The 18,166-nt window shown below is 40.6% G+C and carries 12 protein-coding genes; 5 read left to right on the forward strand and 7 right to left on the reverse strand.

All coding sequences use genetic code 11. The features are described 5' to 3' along the window. Positions 1 to 24: 24 nt before the first annotated feature. The 6 genes from G3T18_RS04560 to G3T18_RS04585 all read right to left on the reverse strand — a co-directional run bounded on the left by G3T18_RS04560 (position 25) and on the right by G3T18_RS04585 (position 8,087). A complete protein-coding gene (locus G3T18_RS04560) occupies positions 25 to 1,011 on the reverse strand; it encodes a LysR family transcriptional regulator (RefSeq protein WP_224409345.1) in 987 nt (328 codons plus the stop codon). A gap of 496 nt (positions 1,012 to 1,507) precedes the next feature. Beyond that, positions 1,508 to 2,428, reverse strand: a complete 921-nt coding sequence (locus G3T18_RS04565; RefSeq protein ID WP_318013926.1) for a metal ABC transporter permease — start codon at positions 2,426 to 2,428, stop codon at positions 1,508 to 1,510. Further along, positions 2,425 to 3,207 carry a metal ABC transporter ATP-binding protein gene (locus tag G3T18_RS04570; RefSeq protein ID WP_318013927.1) on the reverse strand — a complete coding sequence of 261 codons (783 nt, stop codon included), beginning with the start codon at positions 3,205 to 3,207 and terminating at the stop codon, positions 2,425 to 2,427. The genes G3T18_RS04565 and G3T18_RS04570 overlap by 4 nt, the downstream gene beginning before the upstream one ends. Before the next feature lie 24 nt (positions 3,208 to 3,231). Beyond that, positions 3,232 to 4,221, reverse strand: a complete 990-nt coding sequence (locus G3T18_RS04575) for a metal ABC transporter substrate-binding protein (protein WP_224409346.1) — start codon at positions 4,219 to 4,221, stop codon at positions 3,232 to 3,234. 275 nt (positions 4,222 to 4,496) lie between these two features. Beyond that, a complete protein-coding gene (locus G3T18_RS04580; RefSeq protein WP_224409347.1) occupies positions 4,497 to 6,332 on the reverse strand; it encodes an iron uptake porin in 1,836 nt (611 codons plus the stop codon). A gap of 471 nt (positions 6,333 to 6,803) precedes the next feature. Next, a complete protein-coding gene (locus G3T18_RS04585) occupies positions 6,804 to 8,087 on the reverse strand; it encodes a HEAT repeat domain-containing protein (protein WP_224409348.1) in 1,284 nt (427 codons plus the stop codon). A 942-nt stretch (positions 8,088 to 9,029) separates the two neighbouring features. Between G3T18_RS04585 and G3T18_RS04590 the strand changes: the two genes are divergently transcribed. The 3 genes from G3T18_RS04590 (at position 9,030) to G3T18_RS04600 (ending at position 15,072) form a co-directional block, all read left to right on the forward strand. Further along, a complete protein-coding gene (locus tag G3T18_RS04590; RefSeq protein WP_224409349.1) occupies positions 9,030 to 10,580 on the forward strand; it encodes a ferredoxin--nitrite reductase in 1,551 nt (516 codons plus the stop codon). Positions 10,581 to 11,167: 587 nt separating this feature from the next. Next, the gene (locus tag G3T18_RS04595) at positions 11,168 to 12,688 is read left to right on the forward strand and encodes an MFS transporter (RefSeq protein WP_224409350.1); all 1,521 of its coding nucleotides are present in this window, start codon (positions 11,168 to 11,170) and stop codon (positions 12,686 to 12,688) included. A gap of 158 nt (positions 12,689 to 12,846) precedes the next feature. Beyond that, the gene (locus G3T18_RS04600; RefSeq protein ID WP_224409351.1) at positions 12,847 to 15,072 is read left to right on the forward strand and encodes a molybdopterin oxidoreductase family protein; all 2,226 of its coding nucleotides are present in this window, start codon (positions 12,847 to 12,849) and stop codon (positions 15,070 to 15,072) included. A gap of 121 nt (positions 15,073 to 15,193) precedes the next feature. On the opposite strand, the gene G3T18_RS04605 is transcribed toward G3T18_RS04600, so the two are convergent. Further along, positions 15,194 to 15,418 carry a hypothetical protein gene (locus tag G3T18_RS04605; protein ID WP_224409352.1) on the reverse strand — a complete coding sequence of 75 codons (225 nt, stop codon included), beginning with the start codon at positions 15,416 to 15,418 and terminating at the stop codon, positions 15,194 to 15,196. A 213-nt stretch (positions 15,419 to 15,631) separates the two neighbouring features. Between G3T18_RS04605 and G3T18_RS04610 the strand changes: the two genes are divergently transcribed. After that, positions 15,632 to 16,084, forward strand: coding sequence for a nitrate reductase associated protein (locus G3T18_RS04610; RefSeq protein WP_224409353.1), 453 nt, complete (start codon positions 15,632 to 15,634; stop codon positions 16,082 to 16,084). A 558-nt stretch (positions 16,085 to 16,642) separates the two neighbouring features. Then, a complete protein-coding gene (locus G3T18_RS04615; protein WP_224409354.1) occupies positions 16,643 to 18,145 on the forward strand; it encodes a sensor histidine kinase in 1,503 nt (500 codons plus the stop codon). Positions 18,146 to 18,166 lie beyond the last annotated feature (21 nt).

Consider the following 18,166-nt stretch of genomic DNA (forward strand, 5'->3'; position numbering starts at 1 on the left):
AATCGCAGTTTTTCCTCTGGTGATTTAACCAACTAAAGCAGTCAAAGAAGATAGAGAAAGATTACTGAGAAAGTTGGCTTGTGGAATCATCATATCTCGAACTAGGTCGCAGAAATGTTTAATGGGAGGAATATCGAGGCGATCGCGGGTTGTCACCAAAGCCACTTCGCGACTAAAATTAGGCTCAAAATTGGTAGAACTATGACCAGATTTGCTATTATTGGTGACAATAGGACGAACGGCTAAAGTTGAATCTTGACCTGCTTCAATTAAAGCTGATTGAGGTAATAAGGCGATCGCTTTTCCTTGACGTACTACTCCTCGGAAAGCATCTAAAGTGTTTAACTCCATCACTGCTTTGAGAGTAACACCTTGACGTGCAAACCACTCTTGCACGAGGCGCTGCATTCCATAACCATCTTTAAATACGACTTGGGGATATTCCACCAGTTTTTCCCAAGGTATTTCTTGATATTCTGCTAAAGGATGATTAGCTGACATTAACACTTCGATCGCTTCATTAAATAATACCTCGATGACCATTTCTTGACTAGCCGTGAGAAAGCGATTATTCATGACAATAGCTACATCTACCAAACCATCACGCAACACTTTCAAAGCGCGATCGCTGCCTAATGCGGTTACTCGTAATTGTACCTCAGCGTAATCGCCGCAAAATTGCTGTAATACTGGCGGTAAGTAATAAGCGCAAACCGAATGAATTGCTGCGACACAAAGTTCTGGCTGTTTTCCCGCAACTAAATCCTGGATTTCGGCGATCGCATTTTGCCATTCTAAACAAATTTTGCGAGCGCGAGGAAATAAAGTTTCTCCTCCTAAAGTCAACTTGGCTTGGGAAGTGCGATGAAATAGCTGCAAACCGAGGTCGCTTTCTAAAGACTGAATCTGACGACTGATGGTAGACTGGGTTACGCCACACTTTTGTGCTGCCTGTCCAAAGTTTCCTGTTTCAGCGATCGCTAAGAATGCTTGCAACTGCTCAATACGCATGATGATTGGTAATTTGATTACATTTTGTAATTTTTTTGAAGATAGCCTATTTTTTTTTGTAGTTCGGTAGAGCTTGATACAGTAAAAAGAATTTTTTATGCGCGATCTGCATAATTGAGGTTGACAAATGCGCCGAATCAGACAAATAACAAAAATGCCAGTGCTTTCAACATAATTCGCCAGGATTCCCCCACCTCGAAGCTTTGCTTTTTTTAGCTCACAAAGCGCAGGTGGAGGGAGGTATGGCGAGATGGATAAAATATGGAGTCAGACAAGACCCCCCAAAGACTTACGACTACGCTAGGATAAACAAAAGTCGTAAGAACCAGGAATGTTGCAAACCCTAACCGCCAAACTAAAACTAGAAGTCACTTCCTTTTCAAAAAGAAATGCTACGTCGGGCTTGTTTGGCATATCGGGATGCACTTAACTTTACCTCCGAAATTGCGTACCAAATGGAAAAATTGTCGATATTTTAAGTGAGAAAAAGTTGAGATTACGAGCGATCGCCAACTAAATCTCGCTCTTCAGCTTCATCTAAACCAGGCTGAGAGTGTCGTCGAAAATTTTGCGCCAAAACACCGTACTTCGGTGCAAATACCATCGCCACTACAAAGAAAATCGTTAAAAGTACGACAATTGCGCCACCTGTGGAGATATCCAAATGATAGCTGAGGTAAGTTCCCAACACACAAGATAAAACACTGGTTGCCAGGGAAATTAAGAGCATATAATCAAAGCGATCGCTTAACAAGTACGCCGTCGCCCCAGGTGTCACCAGCATCGCAATCACCAAAATAATCCCTGCGGTTTGCAAAGCCGTGACAATCGTTAGAGCAAGCACCGAGAGCAACGTATAATACATAAATTGAGTATTTAACCCAATTGCTTTAGCATGATTAGGGTCAAAACAAAATAGTAACAAGTCCTTACGTCGCAACAAAATCACCAGCAAAGTTATCGAACCTGCAATCAAAGTTTGAATAATATCTTCCTGAGAAATACCCAACACATTGCCAAAGAGAATATGAAACAGGTCAATATTACTAGGAATTTTCGTCACCAAAACAATCCCAAAGGCAAAAAAACCCGTAAACACCACCCCAATTACTGCATCTTCTTTCAGACGGGTTTTTGATTTGATATAACCAATCGCTACTGTAGCCCCAAAGCCAAACAAGAAAGCTCCGACAGCAAAAGGAATATTCAGAGCATAGGCTACTACAACTCCCGGTACCACGGCATGGGAAACAGCATCACCCATCAAAGACCAACCTTTGAGCGTAATGTAGCAGGAAAGTACCGCACAGACGACCCCAACAAAAGCACTAACCCAAATAGCTTGAACGAGAAACCCATACTGCAAAGGTTCAACCAGCCAATTCCACAGAGGAATTACCATCATTAAATCGCTCACGCATCCACCTCAGACTTGTGAAACATCTGGCGTAAGCTAGTCACAGGTAAACCGCCGAAAGTCATTGTCAGATTCTCTTCAGTAAAAGTTTCCTCAGTAGTTCCCGAAGCCAGGATAGTTTGATTGAGGAGAATCGTGCGATCGCAAAATGTGGAAATCGAGGCAAGATCGTGAGTAGATACCAAAATCGTATGTCCTTCTGCTCGCAACTGGATCAACAGATCGATAATTCGCTTTTCAGTCTTAACATCTACCCCAGTAAAAGGCTCATCTAACAAAATCACCTTACCTTCTTGAGCAAGCGCCCGCGCTAAAAAAGCCCGTTTTTTCTGACCTCCGGAAAGTTCGCCAATTTGATGATGGCGAAAATTGCTCATTCCCACTCTTTCCAAGCTTTCCATCACCAGCCGACGATCTTTCGCACTCGGAATTCGCAGTAAGTTCATGTAGCCATAACGCCCCATCATCACCACATCAAAGACACTCACTGGGAAATTCCAGTCCACTTCGTCTGATTGAGGTACGTACGCCATCAACTGCTGCTTTTGCGCTTTTTGGACAGAAAAACTACCAATCCGAATCTTTCCCTGGCTGGGCTGTAAAAAGCCCATAATTGATTTAAATAAAGTAGACTTACCGCCGCCGTTTGGTCCCACTAAACCAGTAATCGTGCCAGGTTCTACAATGCAGTTAGCGTTATAAAGAGCTAATCGAGCATTGCTGTAAGTGACGCTCAGGTTATCCACTGTAATGCTAAAAGGTTGAGTCATAGTTTTCATAAGCTTGCTAAATATTTTCTGGAACTACCGAGAATTGCTACCTGCTAACAAACCGTTAGTAATCGTGCGAGCATCGTATTCCAGCAAATCGATAAAAGTCGGCACTGGTCCTTCTTCAGTAGAAAGTGAATCTACATAAAGGTTGCCACCGAACCGCGCTCCTGTCGTTTTTGCTACTTGCTTTTGTCCTTCGTCGCTGACGGTGCTTTCACAAAAAATTGTTGGCACATCGTTGTTTTCTACCTTATCGATGACAGATTTTACCTGTTTAGGTGTAAACTGCTGTTCGGCATTAATCGGCCACATATAAATTTCTTTGAGGTTATAGTCGCGAGCTAGGTAGGAAAATGCACCTTCACAACTAACTAGATAGCGCTGCTTTTCAGGTACCTTTGCTAAATCTGCCTGAAGTTGAGCGTCGATTTCTTTGAGTTTTTCGCTGTAAGCTGCCGCATTTGCGTTGTAGGTGTCGGCATTTTCGGGGTCTAATTCCACAAAAGCTTGGCGAATATTCTCGACGTAAACTAGCGCATTTCTTGGTGACATCCAAGCGTGAGGATTAGGTTTGTCAGTATAGGGTCCTTCAGCAATGGGAATTGGCTCAATTCCTTCAGTTAGCAGCACTGAGGGAACATCTTCTACATTACCTAAAAACTGTTCAAACCAACGCTCTAAACCCATTCCATTATAAAGAACTAGGTCGGCATCTTGAGCTTTGGTAATGTCGCTTGGTGTGGGTTCGTAACCGTGGATTTCTGCGCCGATACGAGTAATTGATTCCACGACTAGTTTGTCACCTGCTACGTTTTGAGCAATGTCAGCTAAGACGGTAAAGGTGGTGAGGACTTTCTTTTTACCTTCTGTGTTCGCTGGTTGGTTGCTAGTAATCTCAGTTGTCTCTTCTGAGGTTGCAGAAGGTGAATTTACTTCTGTCCCGCTACAGCCAGCTAGCCAGACTCCTAGCGCTAAACTGAAGGTAAGAACAATGCCCCGTGGAAAGAAAGTTTTTGTCATTGAGCTATGGTTGAGCTTGGTTTCATATTTGTCTCATTTTTCATATTTATCTCATATTCTTCTCCTTTGGTCAAGTAGGGGCAATCCCCCCGCGATCGCCCCTACTTGCAAATTAATCGATTCGGACTTAGGCAAAAACCCCAGCGAGTAAGATGTTTGAGTTAGGCGATCGAGATTATCGCTGATTTCAAGTAAAGTAAGACGAAGATGAAAGATAACAAAAAAGCCCGTCGATGCGGGCTAGAAGGTGAATTTAGCGAATTTGATTCAAGTATTTAGAATCGGAATGTAGTTCGTAGCGTACCGATAAATATGTCGCTATTACTAGCATTTTGGTTAGGAGAAGGTAGCCAAATTACGCCGGGAGTAATGGAAATATTATCCGAGACTCGCATTTTGTAGAAAGCTTCAACGTGAAAAGCTAAGTCATCTTCAAAATCTTCATCACCAGGGATTTCAAGATCGATTAAAGTAGGTGCAGCACCACCAACAAAACCTAAGAGATTACCTTCACCACCGAAGTTGGGGAAACCAACGTTAACAGCGAAGTTCAAGATTCTTGCGTCACCTAAACCAACTAAACGAGCATCAGTTAAACCTACCCAACCGTTGATGATAAAGTTGGGGCTCAAGCCGAGAGAAGCTTCGATACCGTAGGAGTTGGAGACAACGGGGGTATTCAGTTGTGCGGCGCTCAGTTCGGTAACATTGGAGAGTTGAGCGGGGTTAAGATTAGCATAGGCGGTTCCGGTACCGCCGAGGACGAAGCGGTTGGGGAAATCGCTAGCGCTAGTACCGTCGTAAGCGTGGACGTAAGTTAATCCTAGTTTGTAACGAGTACCAAAAACAAGTTGGGCGATCGCGGAATAGTTTCCGTTGAATAAACCTGCACCTTCGGAAGGATCTTCGGCTTCGTTGGAAATATATCCTAAGTCTAGGCGAATACTGTTGCTGGGTCGGTATGCTAAAGCTGCACCTGCACCAAACGGTCCAATACGATATATTGGGTTACGTTCGGCGAAACGAGAAATCGCATTTTCACCACCTGCACGACCTTCAAAAAAGGGGTTGACAGTATCGACATAATAGTGGTGGAGTCCATTATTAGCGATTAGTTCGACTGAAGCGCGATCGCCTAACGGAAAACGATAGCGTAAAATGTCGATAATGACATCATTACCGTTACTACCATCATAAGTAAAGCGTCCTTCTTGAGTAGCACTGGAACCATCGTCAAAAACTGTTCCTGGAAGCAACAACTCTGCATTACCAGCTTGTAAACGAGTTTGCAGTAAGTCTCTCCCAGTAAAACTGGTTAGGAAATTGAGACGGACGCGATCGTGTAAGACTGTATTAACATCATCGCCTACATCCTCACCGAAAGCATCAGCCACACCAACGATAACTTCTCCGGCTAATTTAGTAGTAGTTGAAAACTGATTGTCTTCGAGAAAAGCTACTCTTGCTTCTAAGTCGTCTACTCTAGTTCCTAAAGTAGCTAATTCTGCTTCAAATTCTTGAATTAAACGCCGCAAAACTACTAAATCTTCTTCGGTGACAGATGAAGTAATAGTCGTACCTCCACCTTCACGAATTCGGGCTGCTAAGACTTCTAAACAAGCATTTAAACCTGCGGCAAATTCGTAGCGAGTTAACGCCCGATTTCCTCGAAATGTACCATCAGGATAACCTTGAATACAGCCGTAATTATTAACTAAATTTCGCAGTGCTTCATAAGCCCAATCGCTAGGAGAAACGTCCCGTAATTGGTTAACGTTCGTAATCTGTTCCATTGAGTTACTATCAGGAAGATTCAAAAATTCCTCAGTTGGAGGTAATTGATTTTCCTGAAGTTGATTGACTTGGGGAATTTGCTCTATCTCTTCGTTGTTGAGAAATGGCGTTTGACTGTAGAAAACGGGGGAATTTGTGGTTTCTTCAATTGCCTCGGATGCAGTTGTGGTTATTTCCGTTGCTACAGTCGCTTCAATGGTTGAGTTAGCTAAAATAGAAAAGTTATCTTCAGTTGCGTTTACTCTTCCTGAGTTGACAAAAATTGCTCCGAATATTGCTGGAAAGTAAATTAAAGAAAGCCAAACTTTTTGTGGCATCTTTTCCTTTTTCCTCACACCTAAATTGCCGTTCAAAACTAACTTTTGTTAATTCAGTTAGTCTTTACTTTTATGACTAATGCCTTGTTTCACTTTAGGTTTTTGTATGCCTGGATACAAAATTTTTGTTTTTATGCAGAAGTAGGATTTTGCTGATGCACAAATGAGATTAAAATTCGTTATTTAGTTGTATAGTCGTGGGGATACTCTAACTACCAAAATACCAGACTATTGAGACAGTGAGAGAATCTTAAGCTTTCGTTTTTGGTGTTTTTTTATACTTAATATGAATATTTTATATAACGAGCGAAATTTAGCCTCACCTAAAAAAATACTCTCACAAGCTAAAGCTGAGAGAGTATCATTGATGTGGTGTGAGGAACAAAGCTTTGTTTTCTGTATCGAAAAAGTGAAATTTCATCACCGCTCGTTCAATAAGCAAACTGTGTTATCCGAGCCCAAAAATTTCTTTTATCCACTTACTTTTTCAGTTTTTTCTTGGGGCTGTGAGGATTTTCGATCGGATAATGATAACTTTTTCAAAGCAGCGATCGCGTGTAATTTTACTACTCGTTCGGAATCGCCTGCTAATTTCTCTAACGCCTCGATCGCTTGGGGTTCTCCGAGTTGTCCTAAAGAAGTAGCGATCGCTTGTTTGATTGTCGCTTCAAAGGTAGCATTTTGTCCAGAATAAAGAAACTCAATTAAAATTTGAGTAGCCTTTGCTTTCAGCGTGGGTGATTTTACTCGCCCTAACAGTGTAATAATTTGCCGACATACTTCTGGTGCTGACCAACGCAGTCCTTCTTGTAAATATTCTAAACTAGCGGTGGTTTCTGCCCAAGCTAAAGCACGAACAAGGTCTATTTTCAACACTAAAGGCGTTGCGGCTGACTTGAGGACGCGAAATAAAGCATCAGCAGCTTCATCGGTACCAAAACGTCCGAGGGCGATCGCTGCTTGACGACAAACTTCGATTGATAAGTCATTTAGCAAGGGTTTGATCTGATTAACTAAATCAAATTCTGCTAAATCCGCAGTCCGAAAACTAAGCCCGATTGCTGCTTCTTTTCTGACGGCTTTGGCTGGATCTTGAAGTGCTTTAATGAGGATTAAAGTAATGCGGCGATCGTGAAAACTACTCAAAGCTTCAATTGCGGCAGTGCGTATTTCTGGGTGGCGATCGCCAACCACTTGTAGTAAAGGTTCGATCGCTTCCGAACGGCGAATTTGCGCTAATGCTTGCACTGCTAACAGTCTAGTTTGTTCTTCGACTAGAGGCGCATCGATGGCAAGTTTTGGTAATAATAATTTACTTAATTCTTCAATTGCTGAAGTACCCAAATTTCCTAAAGCTTGGGCTGCCATTGTTGCTAATTCTTCATCAGTATCGGGATTTTGTAGCAGTTTCACTAAAGATAATACCACCGCCGGATCCTCATATTCTCCTAAAGTTCGACCTGCAAACCAACGAACTTCAGAATCTTCTTGTTCGTCTTCGAGAATTGTTAATAAAGGTGCAACTACACCTTGACCTAATTTAGGCAGCAGTTTAGCTACATCCCATCTTTGCTGAAAGTCTCCTTGATGCAAAACTTGTATCGCCAACTCAATCGCATCCGCGATCGCTAACTCGGAAAGTTCTGCGGTCGAGTTTTCTTTTTTCCCTAGTGGTAGCCGTCGTAAATAGTTACACACTTCTAACCAATTTTCTTGTTCTGCGGCTGTTCTAGCTTGCTTGAGTATTTGAGACATAGCTATTAATTTTAATCGCTCTACTTTTGGTTCAGACTAAGCATTTTTCTTGGTCTTTTCTTTTGGGCATTTTTTATTTTCAATATTTAGTTAATTTCGAGTTTATTCTCTTATTTATATGAGTAATATTTTAAACCAATCTTTAACCAATAACCAATTATTTCTCTAGATAATTATCAAAAAATTACGAACTTAATATCTTTACTTTTGCTTATCTTCTTTGTCCTCTCTAGATTATTCGCTAAATAGCATTATTTACGCTAGCTTTCTCACTTTATGCTTTCCGCGCATTAAATATATTCAAAAAACGGATAATCGCTAATTATAAGTCAACTCAATCTAAGAAAATACCAACGAAAAGAAATTAAGAAAACCAAAATTTTAACTAAACAATGAATCCACTCAAACAAGATCGATTCACCAAAAAATTCTTGTGGATACCCCCACCTCGCAGAAAGCAGGTGGGGGTTATTGAATCTTCTAACCAGCGATCGCCACCAAATCGCGCCTACCTTTTCCCAAGGACAAGTCTAAAAGATGATTTTAAAAGAAGTAAATCTCGATTGCAATAGCAATTGTCGAGTTTTCTTTCTCAAAGCAAACTTTCTCTAGAAGCTTGTTTGCTTAACAGCAAGATTCTACAGGGTCACTTTTTGTGAGGAAGCTCGGTTATTATGTTAAAACTACATAATTATAATGTGCTAACTGCAACCTAGCGAAAAAATTGTAACAAAAGTTACAAAAACCCCAGATATTTCCGCAATAAATAGTAAACAAGAAAGCCAAGAACGCCATTCGTACCCACGCGTCAGCGCAGCCATTACCCGATTTAGCTGCATAACATAATTTCACGCATATCAAAAATTTATTTATTCAAGCCAAATTTTTACCCTCAGCAAACGGGAAAAAGCATCAAAAAGCTCAAAATTAGGAGGAAATTCTGTGACACAGGCAATTACACCACCCACAAAAAACCAAAAGCTGAATAAATTTGAAAAACTTAAAGCCGAAAAAGATGGTTTAGCAGTCAAAGATCGATTAGATTATTTTGCCAAAATCGGTTGGGAAGCAATGGATAAAGACGATTTAGAGCATCGTCTCAAGTGGGTAGGAGTATTTTATCGTCCTGTAACTCCAGGCAAATTTATGCTGAGAATGCGGACTCCTAACGGTATCCTTAGCAGCACTCAAATGCAAGTATTAGCCGAAATAGTACAACGTTATGGCGAAGATGGTAACGCTGACATCACCACCAGACAAAACCTGCAACTGCGAGGAATTCGTTTAGAAGACATTCCCGATATTTTCTCTCGATTTGCCGAAGTTGGTTTAACCAGCGTACAGTCAGGAATGGACAATGTGCGTAACATTACCGGATCTCCTGTCGCGGGAATTGATGCTGACGAATTGATTGACACTCGCGATTTAGTGCAACAAGTCCAGGATATGATTACTGGAAATAGTCAAGGTAACTACGAATTTACTAACTTACCACGTAAATTTAACATTGCCATTGAAGGCGGTCGAGACAATTCCGTTCACGCTGAAATTAACGATATTGCTTTCGTTCCCGCCGATAAAGATGGAGAATTAGGTTTTAACGTCCTAGTTGGTGGTTTCTTTTCTGCTAAACGTTGCGATGCAGCAATTCCTCTTAAGGTTTGGGTTCCACCAAATCGCGAAGTAGTCGATCTTTGCCGCGCCATTTTAGAAGTTTATCGCGACAATGGTTCGCGAGCAAATCGACAAAAAGCTCGGATGATGTGGTTAATTGACGAGTGGGGAATTGAAAAATTCCGTGCTGAAGTCGAGAAGCAGTTGGGAAGAAAGTTACAAAGTGCAGCCCCAGAAGACAAAATTGACTGGGAAAAACGAGATTGTTTGGGTGTTTACCAGCAAAAGCAACCAGGATTAAATTATGTAGGTTTGCACGTTCCCGTCGGTAGATTGTACGCGCAAGATATGTTTGATTTAGCGCGAATGGCGGAAGTATATGGTAATGGCGAAATTCGCTTGACAGTCGAGCAAAATGTCATTATTCCCCATATTCCCGACTCTCGTTTGAATGACTTTTTAGCCGAACCTTTATTAAATAAGTTTTCCATCGCACCGAAACCGCTAGCGCGATCGCTAATTTCTTGTACTGGCGCTCAATTTTGTAATTTTGCTTTGATCGAAACGAAAAATCGCGCCTTAGAAATAGTTCGTATTTTGGAAGAAGAGTTAGAAATAACTCAAAAAGTTCGCATTCACTGGACTGGTTGTCCCAATTCTTGCGGTCAACCACAAGTTGCCGATATCGGTTTAATGGGAACTAAAGTGCGTAAAGATGGTAAAACTGTTGAAGGTGTAGATATTTATATGGGTGGCAAAGTTGGTAAAGATGCTGCACTGGGAACTTGCGTGCAAAAAGGTATTGTCTGTGAGGATCTTTTACCAGTTTTGCGCCATTTGCTCATTGAAAATTTTGGTGCTAAATCTCGGCAAACTTAGAGCGAAATTTGGCAATTATTAATTGGCAAGAATTGATTGAGCGTAGCTAGCAAGTACCATTAGTTGACCTTGCTCTTAGATTCAAGCTGTCTCGTGCAAATCATTTTAATTACAAATTCCAGCTTGCTGAATTCAGAAAAGCTGGAAATTTTACGACTAGAAAATTTTTTAGTCGTTATTTTTTTGTAAGTAGAATTACGATGCGTCAGCAGAATAATATTTATGCAAATTACGGATTAAATTGAAAAAATTGTAACTAAATATACGATTTTTCAAAAAAGTAAATGTAACCCTGATAGCAAGATGAAAAGTTAAGTCTATCGAGAGGAAGATTTATTTGGTTAAAGGCTTTTGTTTGTTACAAAAAATACCGAGTAATTGGCAAAAGCTAACTAACCTGGAAAAAATCCTCGTTTAAACTTAAATTGACAAATTGAAAATTAATCAAAGCAAATAATCTAATCGATAGAAGTTAACTAAACATCAAAGAAAATTTTCCAACTAGTCAGCCCAAAATCAGTAATTAGACAGATTAAATAATCTATCAGTTCGTTTGGAAGCGTTTAAAGAATCAAGGAAGGTAACAGATGCTCAAAGAATTATGGTCATTTCGCGATAGATATAAAATCTTACACATGACCTGGTTTGCATTCTTTCTCTCGTTTGTAGTGTGGTTTAACTTTGCCCCATTCGCCACAGCAATTCAGGAAGACTTAGGATTAGCACCAGAGCAAATCAAAACAATTGCTATTTGTAATGTGGCTTTAACAGTACCAGCCCGGATTATTATTGGGATGCTGTTAGACCGTTTCGGACCGAAACTAACTTATTCATTACTACTAATGTATGCGGCAATTCCTTGTCTTGCCTTTGCCGCCGCCCAAAATTTCAGCCAATTAGTAATTAGTCGCTTGGCGTTAAGTATAGTGGGTGCGGGTTTTGTAATTGGTATCCGCATGGTTGCTGAGTGGTTTCCCCCCAAAGAAATTGGTTTAGCTGAAGGAATTTATGGTGGTTGGGGTAACTTTGGTTCCGCAGCAGCAGCATTTACCTTACCCTCGATCGCCTTATTTCTAACTTTCGGTTCAGGAAATCTACTGAATTGGCGGATGGCGATCGCGCTAACAGGTATCGTCGCGGCTGTTTATGGTGCGCTTTACTACTTTAGTGTCGAAGATACTCCTCCAGGCAAAGTTTATCAAAGACCCAACCGTCAAGGCGGTTTAGAAGTTACGACTGTAAAAGACTTCTGGTTTTTGATGCTGATGAATGTACCTCTAGTTGGTATTCTCGCTGTTCTCGCTTGGCGTTTAGCGAAAATTGGATTCTTCGATACTACCGGACTAACTATCACTTTGTTAGCATTGCTCGGTTTGTACTTATTCCAAGCTTATAAGTGCTGGGACGTCAACAAAGACCTCTTAATGGGTAAAAAGCGTTATCCTCCTGAAGACCGCTACAAGTTCTCCCAAGTTGCCATGTTAGAGCTAACTTATTTAGTTAATTTTGGTTCAGAATTAGCCGTAGTTTCGATGCTACCAGCATTCTTTGAATTAACCTTTGGCTTAAGCAAACCAGCCGCCGGAATGATTGCTGCTAGCTACGCTTTTATGAACTTGATGTCTCGTCCTGGTGGTGGTTTAATTTCCGACACTTTAGGTAGCCGGAAATGGACAATGACTGTTTTAACAGGCTGCATGGGGATTGGCTATTTGCTGATGGGTACAGTGACAGGTGGTTGGTGGCTACCTGGTGCGGTATTACTGACAATGGCTTGTTCGTTCTTTGTCCAAGCAGGTGAAGGTTCAACCTTTGCGATCGTTCCTCTAATTAAGCGGCGCGTCACTGGTCAAGTTGCTGGTAACGTTGGTGCTTATGGAAACGTCGGTGCAGTAGCTTACCTCACAATTTATAGTTTGTTACCTGAAGGTGATGTTGGCAACCGCGTCTTTTTCCAAGTTCTCGGAATTACGGCTTTGATTATTACTTTCCTCTGCTGGTTTTTCCTCAAAGAACCGAAAAATTCCTTCGCCGAACATCATGAAGGTGATGAACCAGAATTGCCAGTACCACCAGTACCAACTCTTGCAGACGAGCAAACCTACTAACGGAGACAAGGGGGACAAGGGGGACAAGGAAGACAAGGGGGAATTAGAGTATAAACTGCTAAGTGTTCACTGATAACTGAACCCAATCCCCAGTCACCAATCCCCAATCCCCAGTCACCAGTCCCCATCAAAGCAGAATTATAAGAGGTGCGATCGCCATGACTGATTCTACGAAAACACTTTGTCCTTACTGTGGTGTCGGCTGCGGGTTGGAAGTTTCTCCTCCAGCCCAACCAGGAAAAGCTACCAATCGAGATAGTCAAGGAAATCCAATTTGGCAAGTGAGAGGCGATCGCGCTCATCCCTCTAGTAAAGGTATGGTTTGTGTTAAGGGTGCGACTGTTAGCGAATCTCTCGACAAAAGCCGCCTGAAATATCCGATGATGCGCGATTCTTTAGATGAGCCATTTCGCCGCGTTAGTTGGGATGAAGCTTTAGATAGAATCGTCAATCATTTGCAAACTGTTCGCTTTACTTACGGTCCGTCAGCAATTTGTATGTACGGTTCCGGTCAATTTCAAACTGAAGATTACTACGTTGCTCAGAAATTGCTCAAAGGTTGTCTCGGTACAAATAACTTTGATGCTAATTCTCGCTTATGTATGTCTTCAGCCGTAGCGGGTTATATTCAAAGTTTCGGTTCTGATGGTCCTCCTTGTTGCTACGATGACCTCGAAGAAACTGATTGTGCGTTTCTGATTGGGACAAATACGGCTGAGTGTCACCCGATTATTTTTAATCGCTTGGCTAAGTATCACAAAAAGAATCGTAAGGTAAAAATGGTTGTCGTCGATCCCCGACGCACGGATACGGCGGCAAAAGCGGATTTGCATTTAGCTATTAAACCAGGTACGGATATCGACCTTTTTAACGGTATCGCTCATTTGCTCATGCGTTGGGGTGCAATTGACACTTATTTTATTGATGAGTGTACGAAGGATTTTCCTGCTTATGCTGAGATCATTCAACATTATCCACCGGAACTGGTTGCTCGTCGTTGCGGTATTCGTTTGGATGATTTGGAAAAAGCGGCTCGTTATTGGGCTGAGGCTGATAAAGTTCTCTCTCTGTGGTCGATGGGCTTGAATCAGTCGAGTGAAGGAACGGCGAAGGTACGCACGTTAATTAATCTGCATTTGATGACTGCTCAAATTGGTAAACCTGGGTGTGGACCTTTTTCTCTCACAGGTCAACCAAATGCAATGGGTGGTAGAGAAGCCGGGGGATTGGCTAATTTGTTACCAGGCTATCGTCAGGTGAAAAATCCTCAACATCGCGCTGAAGTTGAACGGTTTTGGGGTTTACCTTCGGGTCGCATTCCGAGCGAAAATGGACTTAATGCTTGGGAAATGATTACTGGTTTGGAAACTGGAGATGTCCAATTTCTCTGGGTTGCAGCGACTAATCCGGCGGTGAGTATGCCCGATATCAATCGTACCAAAGCAGCTTTGCTCAAGTCGCCTTTTACGGTGTATCAGGAAGCTTATTATCCCACGGAAACGGCTGCTTATGCTCATGTTTTGCTACCTGCGAAGCAGTGGAGTGAGAAGACGGGAATTATGACTAATTCTGAACGTCGAGTTACCTTGTGTCCAGCTTTTCACCAACCCCCAGGTGAAGCGAGGGCAGATTGGGAAGTTTTGGCGGAAGTTGGTCGTCGCTTAGGTTTTACTGAAGAGTTTGCTTTTGCTAGTTCGGCTGATGTTTATGCTGAGTTTGTGCAATTGACGCGGGGACAATTGTGCGATATGACTGGACTTAGCCACGAGTTCTTGGCGAAATATGGTCCGCAACAGTGGCCCTTTCCAGAAGGTTCCGAACCGACAACGGAAAGTAAGCGTTTGTATACTGATTGGCGGTTTAAGACTGCTGATGGACGGGCGCGATTTGGGGCTTTCCACTCGCGGGGATTGGCAGAACCACCCGATTCTGATTATCCTTTTGTCTTGACAACGGGACGACTTTATGGTCACTGGCACACCCAAACTCGCACGGGTAGAATTGAGAAAATTACGAAGATGCACCCAAATCCGTTTTTAGAGGTTCATCCTCGCGATGCGAGTAAGTTGGGTGTTGAAGATGGTTGTTTGGTGGAAGTGCGATCGCGTCGCGGTCTGAGTCGTTTACCTGTTAAAGTAACTAAAGCGATCGCTCCGGGTACAGTTTTTGTCCCGATGCACTGGGGCGAACTTTGGGCGCAGGATGCTGAAGCTAATGCTTTGACTCACCCTGAATCTTGTCCCTATTCTAAGCAACCCGAATTGAAGGCTTGTGCAGTACAGATTGTACCTGTTACAGCAGAGTTAGATTCTCTTCCCGCCGAGGAAAAGTTAACTCCAGTTAATAAGTTACTTTCTTTAGTTGTGGGCGCAAGCGAAAGTTAATCGGCTCGATCTATAGTTATCCGATTGGTAATTTTAAATTAAATTTTGGCTAGGTTTTGAGTTTGTTAGTTACTGACTTAAAGAAGTTAATTTAGTTGGAAAATTACCTGCTAAAATATTTTTAAGTTCTTTCGCCCAAAACTTGCCAAACATTAGTTTGACTAGGTCTTGCTGAATTTTGAGTTAGGTTTTCTCCTGCTAGCAAAATAGCAATAAGAGGTAAAGAACCAAAAATCAATGAACTTAAAACTACTAAGAAAACTGTCGAGACTCTTTTTTGGATTCGGATTGCTTCCGAATAAGAAGAATTAAATTTTATTTCGCTAGTAAGTTCGTGCGCGTTCATCGTTATCTTCCTAATATTTACTAATTTTGCTTGGGATTGAGGTTTGACTTCTGATGTCCCAGATTTCCAGTCCCTATTTTAAATTTAAGCAAATGTAGCGAATGTTACAGAAAGTTTTAACTAAATGTAAAAGAGTTTACATATTTTCTTAAGATTTTGCCTAAAGGCGATCGCCAATAGATTGCTAAAACTGAGACATTGCAGGAATGAAACATGAGTAAATTTTTTGACTTTGAAGCCGATTTTGTCGATTCTCTGCGCTGCATTCCCATGCAAGTGCGTTATAAACTAGATACTTGTGGCGTGAAACTGAAGCTAAACCATTGGCATCAATTCAGCGAAGAAGAACGACGGACATTAGTCGAAATCCCTTGTCAGACTGAATCAGAAGCCAGAGGATATCGAGAATATTTACAAAATTTAGTCACAAGATATACAGGTAGCGAAGCCAAAGAACTAGCGATTGCCGAACATCCTCCCTGGTTAGATGGGGAGACAGTACCCACTGATACCCAAATTAAAGCACAAGAATTCGGAGTAGCGATCGCCCCCCAACAATGGGCAAATTTAACTCCCCTCCAACGCTTCGCTTTAATTAAACTTTCTCGCCCTTCCCACGAAAACAAAAACTTTTATCCTGCCCTCAAAGAATTCCACTTGATTTAAGTATTAATAAAGTGAAATACAATCTGTTTTATTTACCAAAAATTAACTATAAAAAAGCTATAAATAATTGATAAAGTGTTTGTCATTTAAACACAAATATTAGTAATTAAAATTCTGGAGGGCGATTATCGCGATCGCTATTTATTATTCGCTGCTATATATCTAACTTAGCAATTTATTTTTATTGAAATAAACTTTTTGAATTTTACTAATAGCTTACTTCTTCGTTGACAAATCACTGATTTTACTAACCATAAGCTTCCTGAGATTTGAGTAAATTTTTCAGCAGCAATCTGAATAGAAAAGTCAAATGATGCTGTCTAACAGAATACAAATTTTCCAAGATTAACCCAACTAAACAGAAAAAATTACTTTTTGGTAAAGATATTTAACTCAAAGTATCGGCTTTGTTACCATATTTCAGTCTATTGATAGTTGAATAACTAGTGAAATTAAGCTTAAAATAGCGATTGATTGTCGCGATTTTAATTATCGTAAAAATAATTAAAATCGCTTAAAACTTCTTAACACACTTATTTAAGATCGGAAAAAATAGGAATGATTAATTCTTTTTTAGTAAATTATTTTATACCTCACGGTCATTGCTATTTGTGGAAAACCGGACTTGTAGGTCTACATACTAGCTCAGATGCTTTAATTAGTTTAGCTTATTTTTTGATACCTCTTGAGTTAATTTACATTGTCAAGAAGCGCCAAGACATACCTTTTGATTGGGTATTTATGCTCTTTAGTTCTTTTATTATTTGTTGTGGAATTACTCACGTCATGGAAATTTGGACGCTTTGGCATCCTAATTATTGGCTTTCAGGTTATCTCAAAGCAGTCACAGCAGTTGTTTCACTTTGTACTGCTTGGGTGGTTGTAGAATTGATTCCTAAAGTTTTAGCAATTCCCAGTCCCGAACAACTAAAAAGGGCAAATTTAGCTCTGGAAAACGAAATTAAAGAGCGAAAACAAATTCAGGAAAAATTGAGTCAACTAACCTCAGAATTAGAAGAAAGAGTACAACAAAGAACGGCAGAATTAGAAAGAGCAAATAAACTCTTGCAACAGGAAAATAAAGAACGCTCCTTAGCAGAAGAAGCTTTACGTCAATCGGAATACAGACTTCAGCAAAAAGCTGAAGAACTGGCGATTACGCTCCAAGAACTCCAACAAGCAGAAGCTCAATTAGTGCAGAGTGAAAAAATGACATCTCTAGGGCAGATGGTAGCAGGTATTGCCCACGAAATCAACAATCCTATCAATTTTATTTATGCCAATATTCCACCAATTAACGAATATACCAAAAATTTTTTAGAATTAATTGAACTATATCAAAAACATTATCCTCAACCTGTTGCTGAAATTGCCGAAAAAATTGAAGAAATAGAACTAGATTTTATTGCCAAGGACGTTGGCAAAATTGTTAATTCTATCAAAATTGGCTCGGAAAGAATTAGAGGAATTATTAAATCTTTACGCACTTTTTCTCGTTTAGATGAATCAGAAAAGAAAGAAATAGAAATTCATGAGGGAATTGACAGTACATTAATGCTTTTGCAGCATCGAATTAAAGAAAACTCTCATTGTTCAGCAATTGAAATCATTAAAAATTATGGCGAATTACCATTAGTTGAGTGTTATGCAAGTAAAATCAATCAGGTATTGATGAATATTTTTAGTAATGCCATCGATGCGTTAGAAGAAAAGCAAAGAAAAATGAAAGCCAATACAGAGTATAATTCGTTAGAAGCAAATTTTTCTCCACGAATTGAAATTAGTACCAACGTAGTTGAAAATACGTGGGTACAAATTGAGATTACTGATAATGGTATTGGTATTAGTCCGGACGTTTGCCAAAAAATTTACGATCCATTTTATACAACTAAACCTGTAGGTTATGGAACTGGATTAGGTTTAGCAATTTCTTATCAAATTATTAACAACGAGCATCGAGGAATTTTAACGTGTGTTTCGGAACTAGAAAAAGAAACTAAATTTATTATTAAAATTCCTCTTAATACTAGCAAGAAAAAAGTTAACAACTTTTGCTCTTAAACCGTTAGTAACCGCAAAAAA

It is taken from the genome of Oscillatoria salina IIICB1 (genome assembly GCF_020144665.1).
GTDB lineage: Bacteria > Cyanobacteriota > Cyanobacteriia > Cyanobacteriales > SIO1D9 > IIICB1.

Excerpts from the sequence above, each read along its gene's own strand:
- G3T18_RS04560 (WP_224409345.1), bottom strand. The coding sequence starts at position 1,011 with ATGCGTATTGAGCAGTTGCAAGCATTCTTAGCGATCGCTGAAACAGGA.
- G3T18_RS04570 (WP_318013927.1), bottom strand. The coding sequence starts at position 3,207 with ATGAAAACTATGACTCAACCTTTTAGCATTACAGTGGATAACCTGAGC.
- G3T18_RS04575 (WP_224409346.1), bottom strand. The coding sequence starts at position 4,221 with ATGACAAAAACTTTCTTTCCACGGGGCATTGTTCTTACCTTCAGTTTA.
- G3T18_RS04580 (WP_224409347.1), bottom strand. The coding sequence starts at position 6,332 with ATGCCACAAAAAGTTTGGCTTTCTTTAATTTACTTTCCAGCAATATTC.
- G3T18_RS04585 (WP_224409348.1), bottom strand. The coding sequence starts at position 8,087 with ATGTCTCAAATACTCAAGCAAGCTAGAACAGCCGCAGAACAAGAAAAT.
- G3T18_RS04595 (WP_224409350.1), top strand. The coding sequence starts at position 11,168 with ATGCTCAAAGAATTATGGTCATTTCGCGATAGATATAAAATCTTACAC.
- G3T18_RS04600 (WP_224409351.1), top strand. The coding sequence starts at position 12,847 with ATGACTGATTCTACGAAAACACTTTGTCCTTACTGTGGTGTCGGCTGC.
- G3T18_RS04605 (WP_224409352.1), bottom strand. The coding sequence starts at position 15,418 with ATGAACGCGCACGAACTTACTAGCGAAATAAAATTTAATTCTTCTTAT.
- G3T18_RS04610 (WP_224409353.1), top strand. The coding sequence starts at position 15,632 with ATGAGTAAATTTTTTGACTTTGAAGCCGATTTTGTCGATTCTCTGCGC.
- G3T18_RS04615 (WP_224409354.1), top strand. The coding sequence starts at position 16,643 with ATGATTAATTCTTTTTTAGTAAATTATTTTATACCTCACGGTCATTGC.